Origin of the sequence: Paenibacillus sp. JSM ZJ436 (genome assembly GCF_044383795.1) — a bacterium.
GTDB classification, from domain to species: domain Bacteria; phylum Bacillota; class Bacilli; order Paenibacillales; family Paenibacillaceae; genus Paenibacillus_AQ; species Paenibacillus_AQ algicola.
In genome coordinates, this window is the sequence record NZ_JBISEO010000010.1 from 94,330 (window position 1) to 112,388 (window position 18,059).

General features: G+C 52.3%; 16 protein-coding genes and 1 pseudogene. 11 read left to right on the forward strand and 6 right to left on the reverse strand.

Annotation, left to right across the window (positions count from 1 at the left end):
* Positions 1 to 118: 118 nt before the first annotated feature.
* The 3 genes and pseudogenes from ACH6EH_RS13865 to ACH6EH_RS13875 form a co-directional block, all read right to left on the reverse strand.
* Complete coding sequence (locus tag ACH6EH_RS13865) at positions 119 to 583, reverse strand: Dps family protein (protein ID WP_138224952.1); 465 nt, start codon at positions 581 to 583, stop codon at positions 119 to 121.
* A gap of 126 nt (positions 584 to 709) precedes the next feature.
* Complete coding sequence (locus ACH6EH_RS13870; RefSeq protein WP_397332746.1) at positions 710 to 2,176, reverse strand: potassium/proton antiporter; 1,467 nt, start codon at positions 2,174 to 2,176, stop codon at positions 710 to 712.
* 494 nt (positions 2,177 to 2,670) lie between these two features.
* Positions 2,671 to 3,165, reverse strand: a pseudogene (locus ACH6EH_RS13875) (general stress protein); the annotation flags it as partial.
* 197 nt (positions 3,166 to 3,362) lie between these two features.
* On the opposite strand from ACH6EH_RS13875, the gene ACH6EH_RS13880 reads away from it, so the two are divergent.
* A complete protein-coding gene (locus tag ACH6EH_RS13880; protein ID WP_397332747.1) occupies positions 3,363 to 4,316 on the forward strand; it encodes a class 1 isoprenoid biosynthesis enzyme in 954 nt (317 codons plus the stop codon).
* Between the two features lie 69 nt (positions 4,317 to 4,385).
* On the forward strand, positions 4,386 to 4,625 hold the full coding sequence (locus tag ACH6EH_RS13885) for an NHLP leader peptide family RiPP precursor (protein ID WP_397332748.1): 240 nt from the start codon (positions 4,386 to 4,388) through the stop codon (positions 4,623 to 4,625).
* Positions 4,626 to 4,726: 101 nt separating this feature from the next.
* Here ACH6EH_RS13885 and ACH6EH_RS13890 read toward each other — a convergent pair whose 3' ends face one another.
* Positions 4,727 to 6,604, reverse strand: coding sequence for an ATP-binding protein (locus ACH6EH_RS13890; protein ID WP_397332749.1), 1,878 nt, complete (start codon positions 6,602 to 6,604; stop codon positions 4,727 to 4,729).
* A 133-nt stretch (positions 6,605 to 6,737) separates the two neighbouring features.
* Positions 6,738 to 8,123 carry an ATP-binding protein gene (locus tag ACH6EH_RS13895; protein ID WP_397332750.1) on the reverse strand — a complete coding sequence of 462 codons (1,386 nt, stop codon included), beginning with the start codon at positions 8,121 to 8,123 and terminating at the stop codon, positions 6,738 to 6,740.
* Between the two features lie 338 nt (positions 8,124 to 8,461).
* Here ACH6EH_RS13895 and ACH6EH_RS13900 point away from each other — a divergent pair, with 338 nt between their 5' ends.
* The 8 genes from ACH6EH_RS13900 (at position 8,462) to ACH6EH_RS13935 (ending at position 15,954) form a co-directional block, all read left to right on the forward strand.
* Positions 8,462 to 10,009 (forward strand): UDP-N-acetylmuramoyl-L-alanyl-D-glutamate--2,6-diaminopimelate ligase, encoded by a 1,548-nt coding sequence (locus ACH6EH_RS13900; protein ID WP_397332751.1) that lies wholly within the window; start codon positions 8,462 to 8,464, stop codon positions 10,007 to 10,009.
* Entirely contained in the window at positions 9,999 to 10,709 is a 711-nt protein-coding gene (gene cuyB, locus ACH6EH_RS13905; RefSeq protein WP_397332752.1) for a cysteate racemase, read from the forward strand. The genes ACH6EH_RS13900 and cuyB overlap by 11 nt, the downstream gene beginning before the upstream one ends.
* A 266-nt stretch (positions 10,710 to 10,975) precedes the next feature.
* Positions 10,976 to 11,605, forward strand: coding sequence for a hypothetical protein (locus ACH6EH_RS13910; RefSeq protein WP_397332753.1), 630 nt, complete (start codon positions 10,976 to 10,978; stop codon positions 11,603 to 11,605).
* A 34-nt stretch (positions 11,606 to 11,639) separates the two neighbouring features.
* Positions 11,640 to 11,855, forward strand: a complete 216-nt coding sequence (locus tag ACH6EH_RS13915) for a hypothetical protein (protein ID WP_397332754.1) — start codon at positions 11,640 to 11,642, stop codon at positions 11,853 to 11,855.
* Between the two features lie 111 nt (positions 11,856 to 11,966).
* Positions 11,967 to 12,677, forward strand: coding sequence for a peptidylprolyl isomerase (locus ACH6EH_RS13920; protein WP_397332755.1), 711 nt, complete (start codon positions 11,967 to 11,969; stop codon positions 12,675 to 12,677).
* Positions 12,678 to 12,770: 93 nt separating this feature from the next.
* Positions 12,771 to 13,490 carry a 3-ketoacyl-ACP reductase gene (locus tag ACH6EH_RS13925; protein ID WP_397332756.1) on the forward strand — a complete coding sequence of 240 codons (720 nt, stop codon included), beginning with the start codon at positions 12,771 to 12,773 and terminating at the stop codon, positions 13,488 to 13,490.
* A gap of 188 nt (positions 13,491 to 13,678) precedes the next feature.
* Complete coding sequence (locus ACH6EH_RS13930) at positions 13,679 to 14,605, forward strand: AEC family transporter (protein WP_138224926.1); 927 nt, start codon at positions 13,679 to 13,681, stop codon at positions 14,603 to 14,605.
* Between the two features lie 155 nt (positions 14,606 to 14,760).
* Positions 14,761 to 15,954 carry a MalY/PatB family protein gene (locus tag ACH6EH_RS13935; RefSeq protein WP_208203387.1) on the forward strand — a complete coding sequence of 398 codons (1,194 nt, stop codon included), beginning with the start codon at positions 14,761 to 14,763 and terminating at the stop codon, positions 15,952 to 15,954.
* Positions 15,955 to 16,649: 695 nt separating this feature from the next.
* Here the strand turns inward: ACH6EH_RS13935 and ACH6EH_RS13940 are convergent.
* A complete protein-coding gene (locus ACH6EH_RS13940; RefSeq protein WP_397332757.1) occupies positions 16,650 to 17,186 on the reverse strand; it encodes a hypothetical protein in 537 nt (178 codons plus the stop codon).
* A gap of 191 nt (positions 17,187 to 17,377) precedes the next feature.
* On the opposite strand from ACH6EH_RS13940, the gene ACH6EH_RS13945 reads away from it, so the two are divergent.
* On the forward strand, positions 17,378 to 17,980 hold the full coding sequence (locus ACH6EH_RS13945; RefSeq protein WP_397332758.1) for a M15 family metallopeptidase: 603 nt from the start codon (positions 17,378 to 17,380) through the stop codon (positions 17,978 to 17,980).
* The last annotated feature ends 79 nt before the right edge of the window (positions 17,981 to 18,059 follow it).

Sequence of the window (18,059 nt, forward strand, 5' to 3'; positions counted from 1 at the left end):
AATACTTTCGTGCGCGGCAATAGACCAACATAAAGACATGGCGGTGCGGGGCTAACCTCCCTGACTCCACCATGTCTTTATGAGTTGCTTCAGATTTCACTCAAGTTGCCTCATTGGATTAACGCCCGGAGAAAGACTCCAGCATCCAGGCCTGCTTCTCTACTTCCGCCTTCATCCCAGTCAGCAGATCACCAGAGGGCTCGTCCCCCTCCTGCCCGGCTTCAACGATCCCCGCGCTCAGCTGGGCTGCAATAGTACGAAAATCTGATGCCAGGTCTGCTGTCATCTCCTCTGCCGTCATTGGTCCGCTGTACTCCTTGACAGAAGCCAGCTGCAGGTACTGACTCATGGATGCTGCAGGAGTTCCGCCAATCGCCAGCAGCCGTTCTGCCAATTCATCCGTGTATCCAGCTGCCGCACCGTACAGCTCCTCAAACTTCTTATGCAGTGTAAAGAACTGCGGCCCTTTCACAAACCAGTGGTAAGCATGCAGCTTAACACCAAGCACACTCCAGTTCGCGAGCTGGGTGTTTAGCTGATTCTGCAATGCAGCGTTCGTACGATTCTCTTGAGTAGGGTTCATCTTCATCCCGTCCTTTATTTAAATTTAGACTTATTCTAAATCTGTATATTCATCTTAACAGATTTTTTTCTATATCGCAAGCCTTTACGGCGCACTAGATATGAGGATGTGATGAAGGAGACTTTTTTATGAATGTTTGTTATACGCAGACGTCCCTACTCCGAGCAGATTTCTCATCTGCTGACGCTTCGCTTTGGAGCACATGACATATAGCGTGTCACCCTCCTGAATCACGGTGCTGCCCCTGGGAGTCAGAATCTGATCCCCTCGAATGATCGCGGTAAACAGGATATCGTCCGGCAATGCCAGCTCCTGAATCTCTTTGCCAATCACACTCATATGCTTCTGCACCTGAATATGATTGATTTCAGCCTTCCCCTTGCCCAGGGCGTACAGCTCCAGCTGCGAGGACTGCAGCAGAGGATCCGGATTGACGAGCCGCAGCATCTTCGCTAATGGAGCAATGGTTGTGCCCTGAATGATGGCTGAGGTGAGCACAACAAAGAAGACAACATTAAAGAACATTTGTCCATTCGTAAATCCCGCCAGAATCGGATAGGTAGCAAGCACAATCGGAACTGCACCCCGCAGTCCCGCCCAGGCTACCAGCAGCTTCTCGCTGAAAGGAAAAGAGGTAAACAGCAGACTGGCCATAACTCCGACCGGCCGGGCGACACCAATAAGAAGCAGGGACAACAGCAGCCCTTCCCAGGCAATGTCCGATAGCTGATAGGGAAATACGAGGAGGCCCAGCAGCACGAACATGACAATCTGCATCATCCAGGCGAAGCCTTGATTAAAGGCAAGAATCGTGCGGCGGTAGGTCAGCTCGGTATTACCGACAACGAGGGCCATCACATATACTGCCAGAAGTCCGCTGCTCATCACCGTCTCGGCCAGCCCGTAGGTCAGGACAGCAAAGCCCATCGCCATGACAGGATATAAGCCAGAGGAGTCAAAATTAATCCGGTTAATCACGTAGACAGCCAGCATGCCAAGCAGCACTCCAACGATCATCCCGAGACCCATTTCCCGGATAAAGGACAGGACCATACCGAGAATGCCGGCCTCTGAGCCTTGAATCCATTCAATCAGAGATACCGTCAAAAATACCGCCATCGGGTCATTGCTGCCCGACTCGGCTTCTAGCGTCGCCTTGATTCTCTGCTTCAAGTTCAGTCCGCCCAGTACGGAGAATACAGCTGCCGCATCTGTAGACCCTACAATCGCGCCGATCAGCAGTCCCTCAGCAAGGGGCAGCCCCAGAATGAAGGACGCGCTGATTCCGATGACGACCGTAGTCAGAAGCACCCCTAGTGTAGCCAAAGACAATGCCGGTCCAATGACCGGCTTAATCTCTCTGAAATCCGTCTGCATCCCGCCCTGAAACAGAATAACGATCAACGCAAACACCCCTACCAGTTGGGTAATCTCCGCATCATCATAGTAGATGTAGCGGCTTAAGACCATGCCGATGACAATAAAAATGACCAGCGCCGGCATGCCGAAGCGTGAAGAAAATTTAGTCGTCAGCACACCGGTCAGCAGCAGCAGTGCCGCTGAAATAATGACGGAATCCACAAAGTTTAGCACCTGACACTCCTTTCGATCGGGTGAGCTCCGTATCTTGTCTTCGACACCCTAAAAAGGCCACCCGGAAGTATAACTCCGGGTGGCCTTCAGCATAGAACTGGAGATATTTAGCGGCGGTCTCTGCGATTATTCAGATCATCTGCTGCCGCCGCAGCTCCTCTTTGTTCTTCTTCTGCCAGCTTGATATTCTCTGCAGAATTCGGATCCGGATTCGAAGCACCGCCATATCCTGCACCTTGTCCCTGATACAGGTTCGGATCCTGAACCGTATCCTCGGCTGCAGCAGCAACCTCAGGGTCATGATCAAGGGTCGAGCCGGCACCGCCATATGAGGAGTCTCCCAGTGAGCTGTCTCCTCCATCCCCAGCTGCGGAAGAGGCGGAGGCTTCAGCGTCTGCGCGGCCTGGTACAATACCGCTGCCGGTATGTCCAAGACTTGCATCGCGGGAAGGCTCGGGATCATCCATGCCCGTATTCAGCCCGCCTACACCCGCATAATGATGGGCATTCAGTGTATTATTGCGGCGGAAGGTGTCATACACGCCATCCGAGCGATGATCGTCAGTATCCACAAGGACGAGAATTCGCCCTTCTTCTACAAACTCATCGTACTCCTTCGCTTCTTCTTCCGGAATACCCAGGCCGATCAAGCCGCCTACAAGTCCGCCGGCGCCCGCGCCCACGGCAGCGCCCGTCAGTGTCGCTGCAATCGGCCCTGCCGCTACGATGGGCCCGATACCGGGAATGGCTAACGCACCCAGCCCTGCCAGCAATCCCGTTACACCTCCGACGACACCGCCCGTTGCTGCGCCGGATGCAAGTCCTTCCGGTGCCTTCGTCTCCGTCTCATCGGAGATATGCTGAGCCTCATCGCGATCCTTCGCAATGACTGAAATTTCGTCGGCGCTGTAACCCTGCTGCTTTAAATCCTCAATTGCTTTTGTCGCTTCCTGTTCTGTATGAAATGCTCCAACAATTTTTTTAGACATATCGGATTACCTCCTGATTTGTGGTGCATTATTTTAGTGCTGCATATCTCTTTTATAAACGCGGGACAAGAAGATCAAACAAAGACCTTCAATGTAAATATTTAACTTTAAAGGGATATATGATATGATCAAAAGTATGTAAAAACACTTCGTAGACAATCGCTGAGCTTCTTATTTCAGGTAAAGTTGGTGACGCTATGAAATGGCTGGAAACCTATGAAAAGGGCCTGACGGAAGTGTTTGCAGCATGTGAGAAGACTATATCCCAGTTTCCTTTTCCACTCCATGAGACAGGCCTCCATTATTTGAGCAAATTCAACGTGTTTGAACAGGAAAGCGCCAAGAATTACATTTGTTATCTGCTCCCCTTCTGGCTTCAAGACTCTACCAGGCTTACCCCATCCCTGTACCGCACTTTATCCTCAGCCAACATTTTCGGCATGCTTTATTTCTTCATTCAGGATGATATTATGGACAGCTCTGCCGAGTCCGCTCCTCCTGTAAGCTTTCGTACCCAGCTGCTGCTCGCCAATCTGTTCTACAATGAGTTCATGAGATTGTACCGCGGCCTGTTTCCGGCAGAGAGCCCCTTCTGGAGCTACTTTGATCTCTACCTTCGAGAATGGTGTGAAGGGGTTGGATTTGAACAGGAGGGCCGGGAATTTCACATCAATCCGCTGCATATTGCCAAGAAAGCGTCTCCTGTTAAGCTGGGCAGTACAGCTGTACTGCTGCTGGCCGGTCAGGAGGAACAGATCCCGGAAACCTCTGACATTCTGGATGTCGTTCTGGTCACACTGCAGATGATGGATGACTGGGCTGACTGGGAACAGGATCTGGCCGATGGCAGCTATAATTGCCTGCTCTCCCTGATCCGCTCCGAGCGGCAGCTGCCGCCAGAATCCGCTCTAGGACACACCGAAGTGCAGCAGGCTGTCTATCATCAGCAGGCTCTAACCCTCTATACGGACATTGCGATCGCCAATCATCAGCGCCTGCAGGATATCCCTTCCACCCTTCCACATCTGATTGATTTCCACAGCACGCTGGTCCAGCAGCTTCATGAGGAGTCGGAAAACATCGAATCCGGTCGGCAGCTGCTGCAGCATGGAGGTCTGAATTTTATTTTATCTACTTTATCCAAAAAGTAATAGATTTTATATTAATACCATGTTATTCTATTGAAGTAATAAATAACCATTTTGAAAGGGTGATTCGTAATGACGACAGAAGCCATCTTTCAAACACAATTGATCCAGAAAGCATGGGAGGATCCAAGCTTTAAGGCGAAGCTGCTGGCAGATCCGAGATCCGCGATCAAGGAAGCGCTTGGTGTCTGGATTCCCGACCACATTCAGGTAAAAACCGTGGAAGAGAACTGTAACGAGTTCTACCTGGTGATCCCGCCGAATCCTTCCGGAGTGATCAAGTCGGAAGCCAAAGAAAAGGCAATGTGGTAACATTTACTTCCCGCACATGAGTCTGAAGCAACACCATGACATCCAGTGTGAATTACATACAACATAAGAAGGAGTGGGACAAGCCCTCTTCCTGCCGCGAACTAGCTAACCGCGGCAGGAAGAGTAATCAAGGCTTCGGTTCCCACTCCTTTTTTGCTGCTATATTGAATTTGTCCTTCCATCGCTTCAATAATCCGGAAGGTGACCATGAGCCCAAGCCCGGTACCCTTGCTCTTATTAGAGAAATACGGCTCGCCCAGCCGGACCAGCTCCTCCTCCTTCATCCCCTCCCCATTATCACGAATGAGAATATATATGACCTGATTCCGGCGATAGGCCTGAATATGAATCATTCCTTCCTCCTGGATCGCCTCAATGCTATTCTTTACAATGTTGATCAGTGCCTGCTTGAATTTAGAGGAATTCCCCCGAATCCACAGATCGGTTGGAATGTCCACGGTAATTTTGCTGCCATGCAGATGGGCCAGCGGGGTCAGAATGCCCTCAATATGGGTGAACTCATCCAGTACACGGAGAACCGAGGTCCGGCCGCTTTCGGGCTTGGCAAAGGTCAGAAAGTCCGTAATAATTCCGGAAGCCCGGTCCAGCTCCACCAGAGCCAGATTCAAATACTCCCGCTCCTCCGGCCGTGATTTACCGCTGATTAGCTGCAGAAAGCCTCTTGTTACTTGAAGCGGGTTCCGGACCTCATGGGCTACCGATGCGGCCAGCTCACTAATAATCTCCATTTTCTCCGAACGCTGCAGCTCCTGATTGAACATCTTGAGCTCTCTGGAATACTGAATAACCTGCTCATGGTTCTGCGTAAAAATCCTGCCCAGGATCATGATCAGCACGACCACAAATCCCGCGGCCCCCCACTTCCAATACATCAGTGTATATTCGCCGCCACTCATATAAAAGCGAAACAGCTCTCCCAGGCTGATGCCGGCAAACAGACACAGCCCCACACTGAAAATGACCGCTTCCCGGCTTCCCCGCACCGCAAACATAATAGAGCTGAACACCAGCACGGCGAGCTGAACCATCATCATCATGCCGAGCGCTTTGGCAGTCAGGACATAATACCACTCATCGTACCGGCCTTGAGAGAGCATATTGAGGGACATAAACAGCAGACAGAACAAGGAATAGCCTGTTTGCAGCCGGCGCATGGTCCGCAGCCATCCACGGTAGCCCGAGCCGAACACCGTCTCGAAAAACAAGCTGAAGGAAGGCAGCAGAACTAGCAAAGCCAGATCATAAAGGCGGGTAAAGAGCTCTTCTTTATGCTCAAACACGGTGTAAAGGAAGGGAGAGTACGTAAAAACCAGCACCCCGGCGGAAAGAATGACTAGAGCGAGGGACAGCACGTGAAGCCTGTAACGCCGATTCGTAAAAAAGCTCCAGACGAGCATAATGGCGGACATAAAGAGCAGCGTGCTGCCAAGAATAATGTCGTCCAGACTACTCCTCAGAAACTCGTTGAACAAATGCTGAAAATCTCCGAACTGCACACGCTCCTCCAGGCGGAGGTTGGGGTTGTCGGTTTCCAGCCACATATACATATATTGACCGGACAATGCAGATTGCAGCGGAAAGAGGATTTGATTGAGCTGATAGTTATAGTTCGCTTTGTAAATGATATGATTAGCTGCAAAAATGGTCATTCGCTTGCCCTGAAGATTCTCCAGCAGAATGCCCTGGGAGCTCCCTTTCAGCTCTGGAACCTGAAGCCGGATCCAGACAGCGTTCAGCTGTGAGGATTCAGGCGAAGTCAAGCCGTAAGGTCTCCATGCCTCCTCAGGGAGGTCTGCCGGCGGTCTGGACGGAGGAGTGCCGTCAGAAGTGGTCCACGAGATGCTCCAGGAAGACACGTTTACTTGTGTCGAAGCATGACTCTGGGCAATCCCTGCGCCAGCCACCGTTCCCATTATGAGAAGAAACAGGAGAACAATTACAGCTCTAATCGATTTCATTAACCCACCTCAACCAAAGGAATAATCTGGGGTGTATGTCTATCCATTCCGATGGTTATACATTCGATGGACTTGCTCTCTATCCCTGCTTCTTAAGCCAAATCTGATAATAAATGTTTATTATTCCAATCATTTATGGAGAAGCCAGAGGAATTTGAATAACCGCTTCCGTCCCGATGCCTTTATGGCTGGTAAAATGGATTTTCCCTTGCATCGCTTCAATAATGCGGAAGGTCACCATAAGTCCCAGCCCGGTCCCTTTGGTCTTGTTAGAGAAATACGGCTCGCCAAGGCGGGATAACTCCTGCATATCCATGCCGACCCCATTGTCCCGGATGGAGATGACCGCATGCTCCTTATCCTTAAACACCCGGATCTTGATCACGCCTTCTCCCTCCAGAGCCTCAATACTGTTCTTCACGAGATTGATGACCGCCTGCTTCAGCTTGGAGGCATTACCGGCAATGTATACTCCCTTGGAGACCTCCAGTTGAATGACGCCCCCGCTCAAATTAGCGAGCGGATTCAGGATTCCCGTAACATGGCGCAGCTCCTCTGCCAGATTCAGCACGGTCACCTGCTCCAGCTCAGGCTTGGCAAAGGTAAGGAAATCGGTAATAATTCCTGAAGCCCGGTCCAGCTCCTTCAGAGCCAGGTTCAGATACTCTTTTTGCCCTTCTTCCGATTTCTCGGCGAGAAGCTGCATAAAGCCTCGTGTCACCTGCAACGGATTTCTGACCTCATGCGCGACGGAAGCCGCGAGCTCGCTTATAATCTCCATCTTCTCCGATCGCTGCAGCTCATTGTTGAACATTTCCAGCTCCTTGGAATACTGCACCACCTGATCATGTCCACGAATAAATTTACGGCCAAGCATAATCATCAGCGACAGGATAAACGCAAGAATGCCCCACTTCCAGTACACAAATTGATGACCGCGGCCAAAAGCATAAAACAGCAGCAGATCCGTAAGCGCTCCTCCGGCGAGCAGCATAAAGCCCGCGGAGAAAATGTAGGCGTCCTTATTCTTGCGGATGGCAGATAAAATGCTTAGTCCCACCAGGTACAGCACCTGGAGGATCATCATCATGCCCAGCAGATAGACGGTAAAAAAGTAGTAGATTCCATCATAATCAGTACCGGAAAGCGTCATGATCATCAAAAAAACCGCGCACAGCAAGGAATATAGTGTCTGGAACATGAGCAGGCGGCTGGTAAGCCGGTATGGACCGGGACCGTATATTTTTACGAAATAAAAGGTCATGGAAGGCAGCAGCGTAAACAGTGCCGCATCGAAAGCCGTCACCCACAACCAGGAATACGATTCATAATAGGTGTATAAGAATGGTGAATACGTCATGAGCAGCACACCGCAGGAGCCGACCACCAGGGTCAATGCAAGCCAGCTCGTCCGGGTATGCCTTGGCAGAAACAGCAGGCAAAACAGCATCACAAGTGCAATAAAAGCAAACGAGCTCCCCATTACGAAGTCGCTCAGGTCTTTCAGGGGCACGGCCATCTTTTTGCGACACCTCAGTCCTTCTCTATATATATGTAGCAGCGATAAAATACAGCAATCGACATGATTCGCAACGTCTCTATCAATATATCATGAAATGAAATGAAAGCTCGCATTTTTTCTGTTAGAAGCACAAAAACGCACAGGCTCCTCCCACGCCCTGACGCTGCCGCAAATAGATTTGTATTCCGCAGGGACAAGAAGTATTATTATTATTTGATGACCTGATTGCCGCTATTATATGAACCTCTGATGAATAGATGAATGAGATTTGAGAGTACTACTTGATTCCTCCAGCCGGAAAGGGTCTATATACCCAAATGAGATATGAAATCCATATGCACAGACTGGCTGTGTGGAACTACATATATAGAAAGGGGCTGTATGCCTTGATACTATCCTCCGTCCTTCAGGACTTGGCTTTTGAGCGGATCCAGGGCGACTTGAACCAGGAAGTCAGCAGCGTCGCCTTTGACTCACGTGAAGTGATGCCGGGCGCCATCTTTGTGGCTATATCCGGATTTACTGTCGATGGACACCGATATATTCCAGCAGCGATCGCTCAAGGCGCTGCCGTCATTGTGGCCGAGCAGCCTGTGGAGCTCCCGCTCTCCGCGCCGTCCACCCTCACGCTGCTGCAGGTACAGGATACGCGGGATGCGCTGGCGCGAATCTCCGCCAACTTCTACGGCCGGCCGACCGAGAAGCTCAATATGGTAGGAATTACCGGCACAAATGGCAAAACCTCGATCAGCTATTTTATCAAATCCATTCTGGATCAAGCCGGTCAATCCTCCGGCATCATCGGGACGATCGGAACGCTGATCGGTGAGGAGCTGCGAAAGAACAAGAATACGACCCCTGAGGCACTTTATTTGCAGCAATCCTTTGCGGAGATGGCCCAGCGCGGCATTGATACCTGTGTCATGGAGGTATCCTCCCACGCCCTGAGCCTGAAACGGGTAGCTTACAGCTCGTTTCACACCGGCATATTTACCAATTTGACGCCGGATCATCTGGAGCTTCACCGCAGTATGGAGGAATATTTCGAAGCGAAGGCCATGCTGTTCGACATGACCTCCCGCTGCAATATTATTAATGCGGATGATCCATACGGCGCCCTTTTGATCCAGAGACTGCGCTCTCGGCCTGCAGCCCTGCTGACCTATGGCCTGGAGCAGGACGCTGATATTTACGCCAGCAATATTTCCTATGCGATTGACGCCACGCGCTTTACTGCGCACACCCCTGCCGGCTCCATTGAGCTGGAGGTCCGCCTGCCGGGCAGCATTTATGTGCTGAACAGCCTTGCGGCCCTGGCGTGGGCGTATGCCAGCGGAATCCCACTGGAAACGGCCAAGGCGGGAATTCAGGCCGTAGAAGGCATTAAGGGCCGCATGGAGGTCGTCTACCGGGATGACCATAACACCGTGATTGTGGATTTCGCTCATACTGAAGATAGCCTGGAAAAGGTGCTCTCCACGCTTCGCCCCTATGCCAAGAGCCGCATTATCCTCGTCTTTGGTGTTTATGCCGCACCCGGAAAGCTGGGGCTGGACAAACGCCGCGCAATGGGACGAGTCGCTGCACAGCATGCGGATTTCTCGGTCATTACCTCCGATAATCCGAAGGATCAGGATCCGGATGCCATTATTGCAGACATAGCTGCTGCGATGCAGGAGCATCACGGCTCTTTTAAAGGGATTGTGGACCGCAAAGAAGCGATTGAATATGCGCTTGCCTTAGCTGAAAAAGACGATATTGTGCTGATTACCGGAAAAGGCCACGAAACCTCCCAGATTATTGGTACGACTGAAATTCCTTTTCACGAGGCACAGATTGTGAATGATTTTAAAAAGAGGCAGCTGTTGAACCATGGACAATAAAAAACTGGGCGTGATCGGCGGCATGGGTCCTCAAGCGACCTCGGTTTTTTTCGAAAAGGTGATTGAGCATACCGCAGCGAGCAACGATCAAGAGCATATCGATATGGTCATTCTAAACCATACCGGACTTCCGGACCGAACCCAGGTCATTCAGAAAGGCAACAAGGAGGATTTCCTGGAGGCGATTTCCGGTGATCTCAGGCTGCTGGAAATGGCAGGAGTCCATCATATTGCGATTCCATGCAACACCTCCCATTATTTCTTTGAGGATATGCAGAGGATGACCTCGATCCCGCTCATTCATATGGTTGACGAGACGATGAAGCAGGTGCAGCAGCGGTTCGGGGCAGGCAGCAAAGTCGGCATTCTGGCGACCAATGGCACGATATCCAGTGGAATATACCGCCTTAGCGCGGAGAAATACAGTCTGGAGCTTCATGAGCCGAAGGAAGAGCTGCAGCAGCTGGCCATGGAAATTATTTATGATGACGTTAAGGGAAACAAAGATGTAAGCCCAGCCAAGCTGGAAGCACTCATCCATACCCTTGTTTACGAGCAGCAGTGCCGCGCCGTAATTCTTGCATGTACAGAGCTGTCCTGTATTACGCTCACGGATTTTTACCGGGAATGTGCCATAGATGCCATGGATGTGCTGGTGGAGCGTTCCATTATTTTGTCTGGCAAGACGCTGACGCGTTAAGCTCATCATTTAAGCGGTAGATTCAGGGGATCATGTCCTGTTGAATCACCGCTTTTGTTTTGCGCTGATGCACCAAAAGGCCGATGGTGACTGCAGCCGCTTTGTGAGAAAAAAGGTGGCGGAGTAATTGCTGCACCCTCATAAGGGCACACTAGGAGCGAAAGCGGGGAAAGCCTGCCCTGCAGGATTCAATCTTCCATCAGCGGGTAATTTCCGTATACAGAAACGAAGCACTGACTATGTATCCTGATAAGGAGATGAATATTATGCGTAATGAATTGAACCGCAACTCATTTTCAGATGTAGTCCGTTTACAATACGAGAGCATGGATCCGCTGGACCCGATGACCGATATCCCGGAGGATGAAACGCGCAATATGCAGACTACCACGAGCCAGAGCCTGAGCAGTGAGGAGGCCGATCACAGCGGCTTCAGCCAGGATGAGGCCGGCCCGGCAGACGGGAATCATGGACGCCAGCTGAACCCGGATGCAAGCGCGATGGAAGCCTGGAGAGTGTCCGGGGCAGAGCCGGAGAACGATTCCCCTTCGGAGGAATCGCGATATGCGGGAGAGACCCCGCGGCAATATGACGAGCCTCTAGGTGAGGACGCCAATAGTACGTATCTGCATAGTGTTCCACAGTACAATCCGGCTTATAGCCAGGAAGCGCCAGAGGAAAATGCTTTTATGGAGGCTGACATGACCGAAGACGCTGCAGGCAGCGACGCTGAAGACGGGCCGCTGGAGGACGTGCCGGATGCCGACACCCTGCAGGCGGACAGCCCGGTTGACCCTGCCTTTCCTGCGGATCAGGATCAGCACGGAATCGATCTGCTGAACGGTGCAGGCGGCGTGGACGGCGATGAGGTGCGCAAGCTGCCGGAGGATTTTTAACCGTATATGACTTGGATGATAAGGAGGGCTTGATATGAATTCCAGCAATTCCAGCGATAAGGGTAAGGACAGATTAGAGCATTCATTAGTGAACGAGCGGGACATTAATAAGGAATCCGGCCTGTTTGCGAAAGACTCCTACCCGGATGGCAGCACACTGCCCGAAGGCCTGGAACACGAATTTCCTGACGGCACCCGAAACCATAAAGAAACCCCGCAGCATGACGACGGTGAGGATGGAGCGGAATAAATCCGTTCGCATGACGATCAAGGATGCCCCGAATCTGGCCAACAGATGCGGGGCATCTTCCGCTTGTGATAAACTCAGGCTAGACTATTGTCAAGGAGGATATTGATTGTCATGAAAAACCGAACTAAAACGATGACGCTCTGGGCTCTGCTGCTCACCGTCATGCTGCTGCTGGGCGCTTGCGGAAATGATCAGTCCCGGGAGAATGCAGACAGTGGAACGACCAGTAATAACACCAGCAATGGAAGCTCGACTCAGGAAGCTCCAGCGGAGCCGGAAACCGAGCTTAATGTTCCGAATCCGGACGCCAGCCACCCGGTCGTCACGATCGAGATGGAGAACGGAGGCATCATCAAGGCCGAGCTGTACCCTGAAGTCGCCCCGAACACAGTGAATAACTTTATTTCACTTGTTGATAGCGGCTTTTACAATGGTCTTGGCTTTCACCGCGCCGTTCCCGGCTTCATGATTCAAGGCGGTGACCCAAGCGGGAACGGAACCGGCGGACCGGGCTACGGCATCAAAGGAGAGTTTACGGCCAACGGCTTCCAGAACGATCTGCTGCATACGGAGGGTGTATTATCTATGGCCCGGGCACAAGATCCGAACTCTGCGGGATCGCAGTTTTTCATCATGCACGCGGATTCTGATTTTTTGGACGGCAGTTATGCCGCTTTTGGGAAGGTTATTGAAGGGCTGGACGTCGTTGATGAGATTGCCAATCTGCAAACCAAGGGAGAAACGGTAGTTGACCCGCCGGTGATGAAAAATGTTACTGTAGATACGTTGGGTGAGGAGTACCCGGAGCCGGACAAGCAGTAATTGCGCTGCAGATACTAATCTCCAATCAGCACCCCTTCCACGGGGTATACTTATATAGACAGCTAATACTATAAACAATCGGGAGTGGATCAGATGAGCTTGAAGAATAAGACCGCTATTATTACTGGCGCCGGCAAGGGCATCGGGCGCGCTATGGCGATCGCTCTGGCCAGTGAAGGGGTACATGTGGGGCTGATTGCCCGAACCGCCGAGGATTTGCAGTCGCTCAGCAAATTGATTACAGAGCAATACGGGGTTAAAGCGATCGGCGCTGCCGCAGACATCTCGCTGCAGAGTGAAGTGGAGGCGGCATTTGCTGTCATTAGTCAGGAGCTGGGTGCCATTGACATCCTGATTAATAACGCCGGGATTGCCCAATTTGGCAATCTGCTGGAGATGCAAACCGAGGAATGGAAAAAAATCATTGATGTCAATCTGATGGGAACCTACCATATGCTCCGCACGGTGCTGCCTAGCATGATGGAACGCGGCTCTGGCGATGTCATTAATATTTCTTCCACTGCAGGTGAACGCGGATTCGCCACCGGGTCGGCTTATAATGCCTCTAAATTTGCCGTAATGGGCCTGACCGAGGCTGTGCTGCAGGAGGTTCGCAAGCATAACATCCGGGTGACGGCGCTGACGCCAAGCACGGTAAATACCGAGCTTGCTGTTCATGCCGGGCTGAAAATCGGTGATGAGGACCGGATGATGCAGCCGGAGGATGTTGCGGCCCTGGCTTTGGCAGCCCTGAAGCTGCCTGCCCGCGTGTTTGTCAAAACGGCCGGAATCTGGACGACGAACCCTCAATAACCCCAGCGTGAACGATTTAGCAATGAAGGCCGAGGAGCTCTTTTGGGCAGCAGGATGTACCGTGATCTGAACGTTCCGGTCCATTCTGTGATGCGCCAGGGACCTCGGCTTTTTTGCGTGACAGAAGTCGATGCCGTGGTATAATGACTGTCAAATGCATTTTTCGGAAAGAAGATGAATATACCGTCATGATTATCGGCATCCTGCTAGAAGTAGTGCTGCCTATCTTTATCCTCATCGGCGCGGGGGTATTGATGCAGCGGGCTTTCCAGCTTGACCTGTACACCTTGGCCAAGATCAATTTCTATTATATTACTCCGGCCGTGGTGTTCATGAGTATGTATGAATCAGAAATGTCCGCCGAGCTGTTTGGCACCATCGTGCTATACTATTCCATATATGTTACCGCGCTTTATCTCATCGGAAGACTCTGCTCTGCCCGGCTGAAATTTACGCGCGGCATGCGGGCTGCATTTACGAATGCACTGATCTTGGACAATTCAGGCAATTACGGACTTCCGGTGAACGAGCTTGCCTTTAAAGGAGATGCGCTGGCGGGGTCACTGCAGGCTCTTATTATGACGATGCAAGCGCTGCTGACCTTTACATACGGTGTATTCTCGATTCAGGGAGCGAAGACTCAAGGGCTATACCGGCAGGCTCTGATCGGATTCTTGAAGCTGCCTGTACCCTATGCGCTCGTTGCCGGTCTGGTGTTCCAGATCGGTTCTATTCCGCTGCCGGAGTTTCTGGCCCGGCCCCTGATCTATGCCGATCAGTCTCTGGTCGCAATTGCGCTCTTAACGCTGGGAGCGCAGATGATTAAATATCCGCTGCGGCTGCACCGCAAGGAAATTTATTTCAGTGTAGCCATCCGGCTGCTCGCCGCTCCTGTCATTGGCATCCTCATCGTACTGTCTCTTGGGCTGAAAGGTATTCCGGCCCAAGCGCTTATTCTCGCCTCCGGAATGCCGGTCGGCGTAAATGCGTCCATTTTGGCCGAAGAATACCAGAACGAGCCGGATTTTACGGCTCAGACGGTTCTGTTCTCGACGCTGCTGAGCGTCTTGACCCTGACCGCCCTGATTCCTTTATCCCGGATCTTAGCAGCATAGGGCATGAGCATGGGCGTGCTGCTGTAGATTAGTTTATTTTTTGTGGGTTGTTGGGTTGCGACTTGGGTTGCTGCTTAGGTTTCTGATTTCGAACTATGAGAAGTCTCTCTCAAACTGACAGACATTAGATAAAGACGATCTTGGAGGAGATAGTTATGAACTTTGATTTGAATATTGACCGCACAGAAACTTCGTCCCTGAAGTGGGATCACGTCCATACGATTTTTGGTGTTACCGATGCCTTGCCGCTATGGGTAGCCGACATGGACTTTGCAGCACCTCCGGCCGTCATCCAGGCGATGCACGACCGTGTGGACCATGGTGTGTTCGGTTACACACTACCAAGTCAGAACTATCTGGAGGCCGTCTGCGGCTGGATGAAATCCCGTCACCAATGGTCGATTAAGCCGGAATGGATCCAATTCTGCCCCGGCGTCGTCCCAGCACTGAGCATGCTTGTCAGCAGCCTGACGGAGCCAGGCGATGGCGTCGTCATCCAGACCCCGGTATACCCTCCTTTTTATCGCGTGGTGAAGGACCAGGGCCGGGAGCTTATCGAGAACGTGCTGGTACAGGATGAGGATGGACGCTACGATATTGATTTCGAGGATTTGGAGCGCTGTCTTGCCGCAGAACGAACAAAGATGATTATTCTGTGCAGTCCTCATAACCCGGTAGGTCGGGTATGGAAACGTGAAGAGCTGAGCCGAATCGCTGAGCTGTGTCAGCAGCATGATGTGCTCGTTGTTTCCGATGAAATCCATGCGGACCTTGTGTTTGAGCCCGGAGCGCATACGCCGTTTGCTGCGTTGTCTGAGGATGCAGCCCAGCGCTCAATCATCTGCACAGCACCGAGCAAAACCTTTAATATCGCAGGACTTAATACAGCTAATTTGATCATCCCTAACGATTCTCTGAAGCGCAAATTTGCCAAGACGCTCGAAACCTTCGCTATGGGCGCAATCACTCCTCTGGGTGCCGCCGCTACAGAAGCTGCCTATCGTGAAGGCGGGGAGTGGCTTGACGCGCTACTAACTTACGTTCGGGGTAACATGGAATATGTACGCGACTATATCGCTGAGCATACACCAGAGGTCAAAGTATGGCTGCCGGAAGCTACCTACCTGCTGTGGCTCGACTTCAGAGCATTGGGACTTCCCGATAAGGAGCTGTCCAAGTTCCTCGTAGAGGACGCGAAGCTGGGCCTGAATAACGGCGCTTCCTTCGGAACAGTAGGCGACGGTTTCATGCGAATGAACGTCGCTTGCACTTCTGCTACATTACAGGAAGCCATGCGCCGGCTGGAAGAGGCTTTGTCGCGCCGCCGCACGGAAGCAGCCGGAAGCTAGGGCCACGGTAGGGAGCGCGAGGCTAACGAACGCGAAATTTCGTGTTCGTGGCGCATGTTTGCGCCAAGCGCGCCCATCCAACGCGAAATTTCGTGTTCGTGGCGCTCGTTCGCGCCTGGCGCACCGATCCAACGCGAAATTTCGTGTTCGTGGCGCGTTTGCGCCAAGCGCGCCGATCCAACGCGAAATTTCGTGTTCGTGGCGCTCGTTTGCGCCAAGCGCGCCGATCCAACGCCGAAATTTCGTGTTCGTGGCGCATGTTTGCGCTAGGCGCGCCCATCCAACGCGAAATTTCGTGTTCGTGGCGCATGTTTGCGCCTGGCGCGCACATCCAACGTGAAATTTCACGTTCGTGGCGCATGTTCGCGCCTGGCGCGCCCATCCAACGCGAAATTTCACGTTCGTGGCGCGTTTGCGCCAAGCGCGCCGATCCAACGCGAAATTTCGTGTTCGTGGCGCTCGTTTGCGCCAAGCGCGCCCATCCAACGCCGAAATTTCGTGTTCGTGGCGCATGTTTGCGCCAAGCGCGCCCATCCAACGCGAAATTTCGTGTTCGTGGCGCATGTTTGCGCCTGGCGCGCCCATCCAACGCGAAATTTCGTGTTCGTGGCACGCCCGCGCACCGGGCGCAAGCAAAGAGCAGGTGATCCTCTGGATCACCTGCTCTTTGCTCTACCCCTACGCCGCACCAGCTGTCAGCTAAACGGCGGTATCTCAACATCACCGCCAGCATCCACCACCTCTGCTGCTCCGCTGCTGCTTGTCGCCTCATACGCTCGATCCAGTCTGTAACCGGCATCCATCAAGCCTTCGTTCAGCCGCTGAACCTGCCTGCCCACCTGTTTTAATTCCTGATACTGCTGACGCAGCGCGGCCGCTTCCGGCGCCTCCCGCATCTGCTCTTCATGACTTAGCTGCTCAAAGGCCGGTTTGCCGTCTCCCAGCACCCGGCGATACTGCTCGGCTGCCTGGTCCTGCTGCTGTGTCAACAGCTCCATGCACCGGGAAAGCTCCACCCGGCACTGGACCAGCTCCTGCCGCGTCCCCATGCTTTCACTGGAGCCTGCTGCCCTCTCCTCCAGCTGCAGCTCCTGCAGTCGTCCATGAAGCTGCTCTATCTGCTGCATGAGCCCTTTCAGTTCTCCGGAATCTCCTAAACCTGAATGCTGCAGGCCGCTTAAGGCCCCTGTCAGCATACCAATCTGATGACATAATGCAGGCGCTCTGTCCATGCTCTGCCTCCTGTTTTTCATATAGCTTGCGAAGCTCGGTCCATTATTATACCTGCTCTCCCCCTTGCCTTCCTTCGTTAAAACCAGCCTTTAGCCGAGTAGATGCCCATCCCCGTGACCCGCTATAATAGAAGGACAAGCTCATAAACTGTTGATTTTGTTTCAGGGAAGGCAGGTTAACCACCCAAGCTATGGCTACCGCACAAGTAAAACCCAAACGTAAAAGTCCCACCCGATGGATCATCGCCGCCATCCTGCTGGTTATTATATATATACAGGTACAGGATCAGCCCTTTCATCTCCTCCCCGAGGAGAATACAACGCCCGCCGCCCCGATCACAGAGCTGCACCCCGTCGTATTGGCTCAAAAAAACCGGCTTGTCGCCAAGACCCGCGAGCTTGGCATCAAGATTATTGTGACCGACGGCTACCGCTCTCATGAGGAGCAGGATCGGCTCTACGAGCAGGGAAGATCAGCTCCCGGAGATATCGTTACCCAAGCCCGGGGAGGCCAATCCATGCACAATTACGGTCTGGCTATTGACTTTGCCCTTTGGAATAATGAGGGACAGGTCATTTGGGATCTGGAGTATGACGGGAACCGAAACGGGAAGTCCGACTGGATGGAGGTCGTTGCGATCGCCAAGGACCTTGGATTTCAGTGGGGAGGCGACTGGGCCAGCTTTCCCGATTATCCGCATCTGCAGATGGATTTCGGCCTGTCGCTCCGCGAGCTGCAGCGCGGGAAACAGCCGCCCATTGAATCCGCCCCATCGCTGGAGGCTCTCAAATAAGAAATTTTTATCATTTTTGTCTCGTATCCTGCAACTCTCACGATGAAGCGTTCGTCAATGTATACAGGAGGTGTTAGAA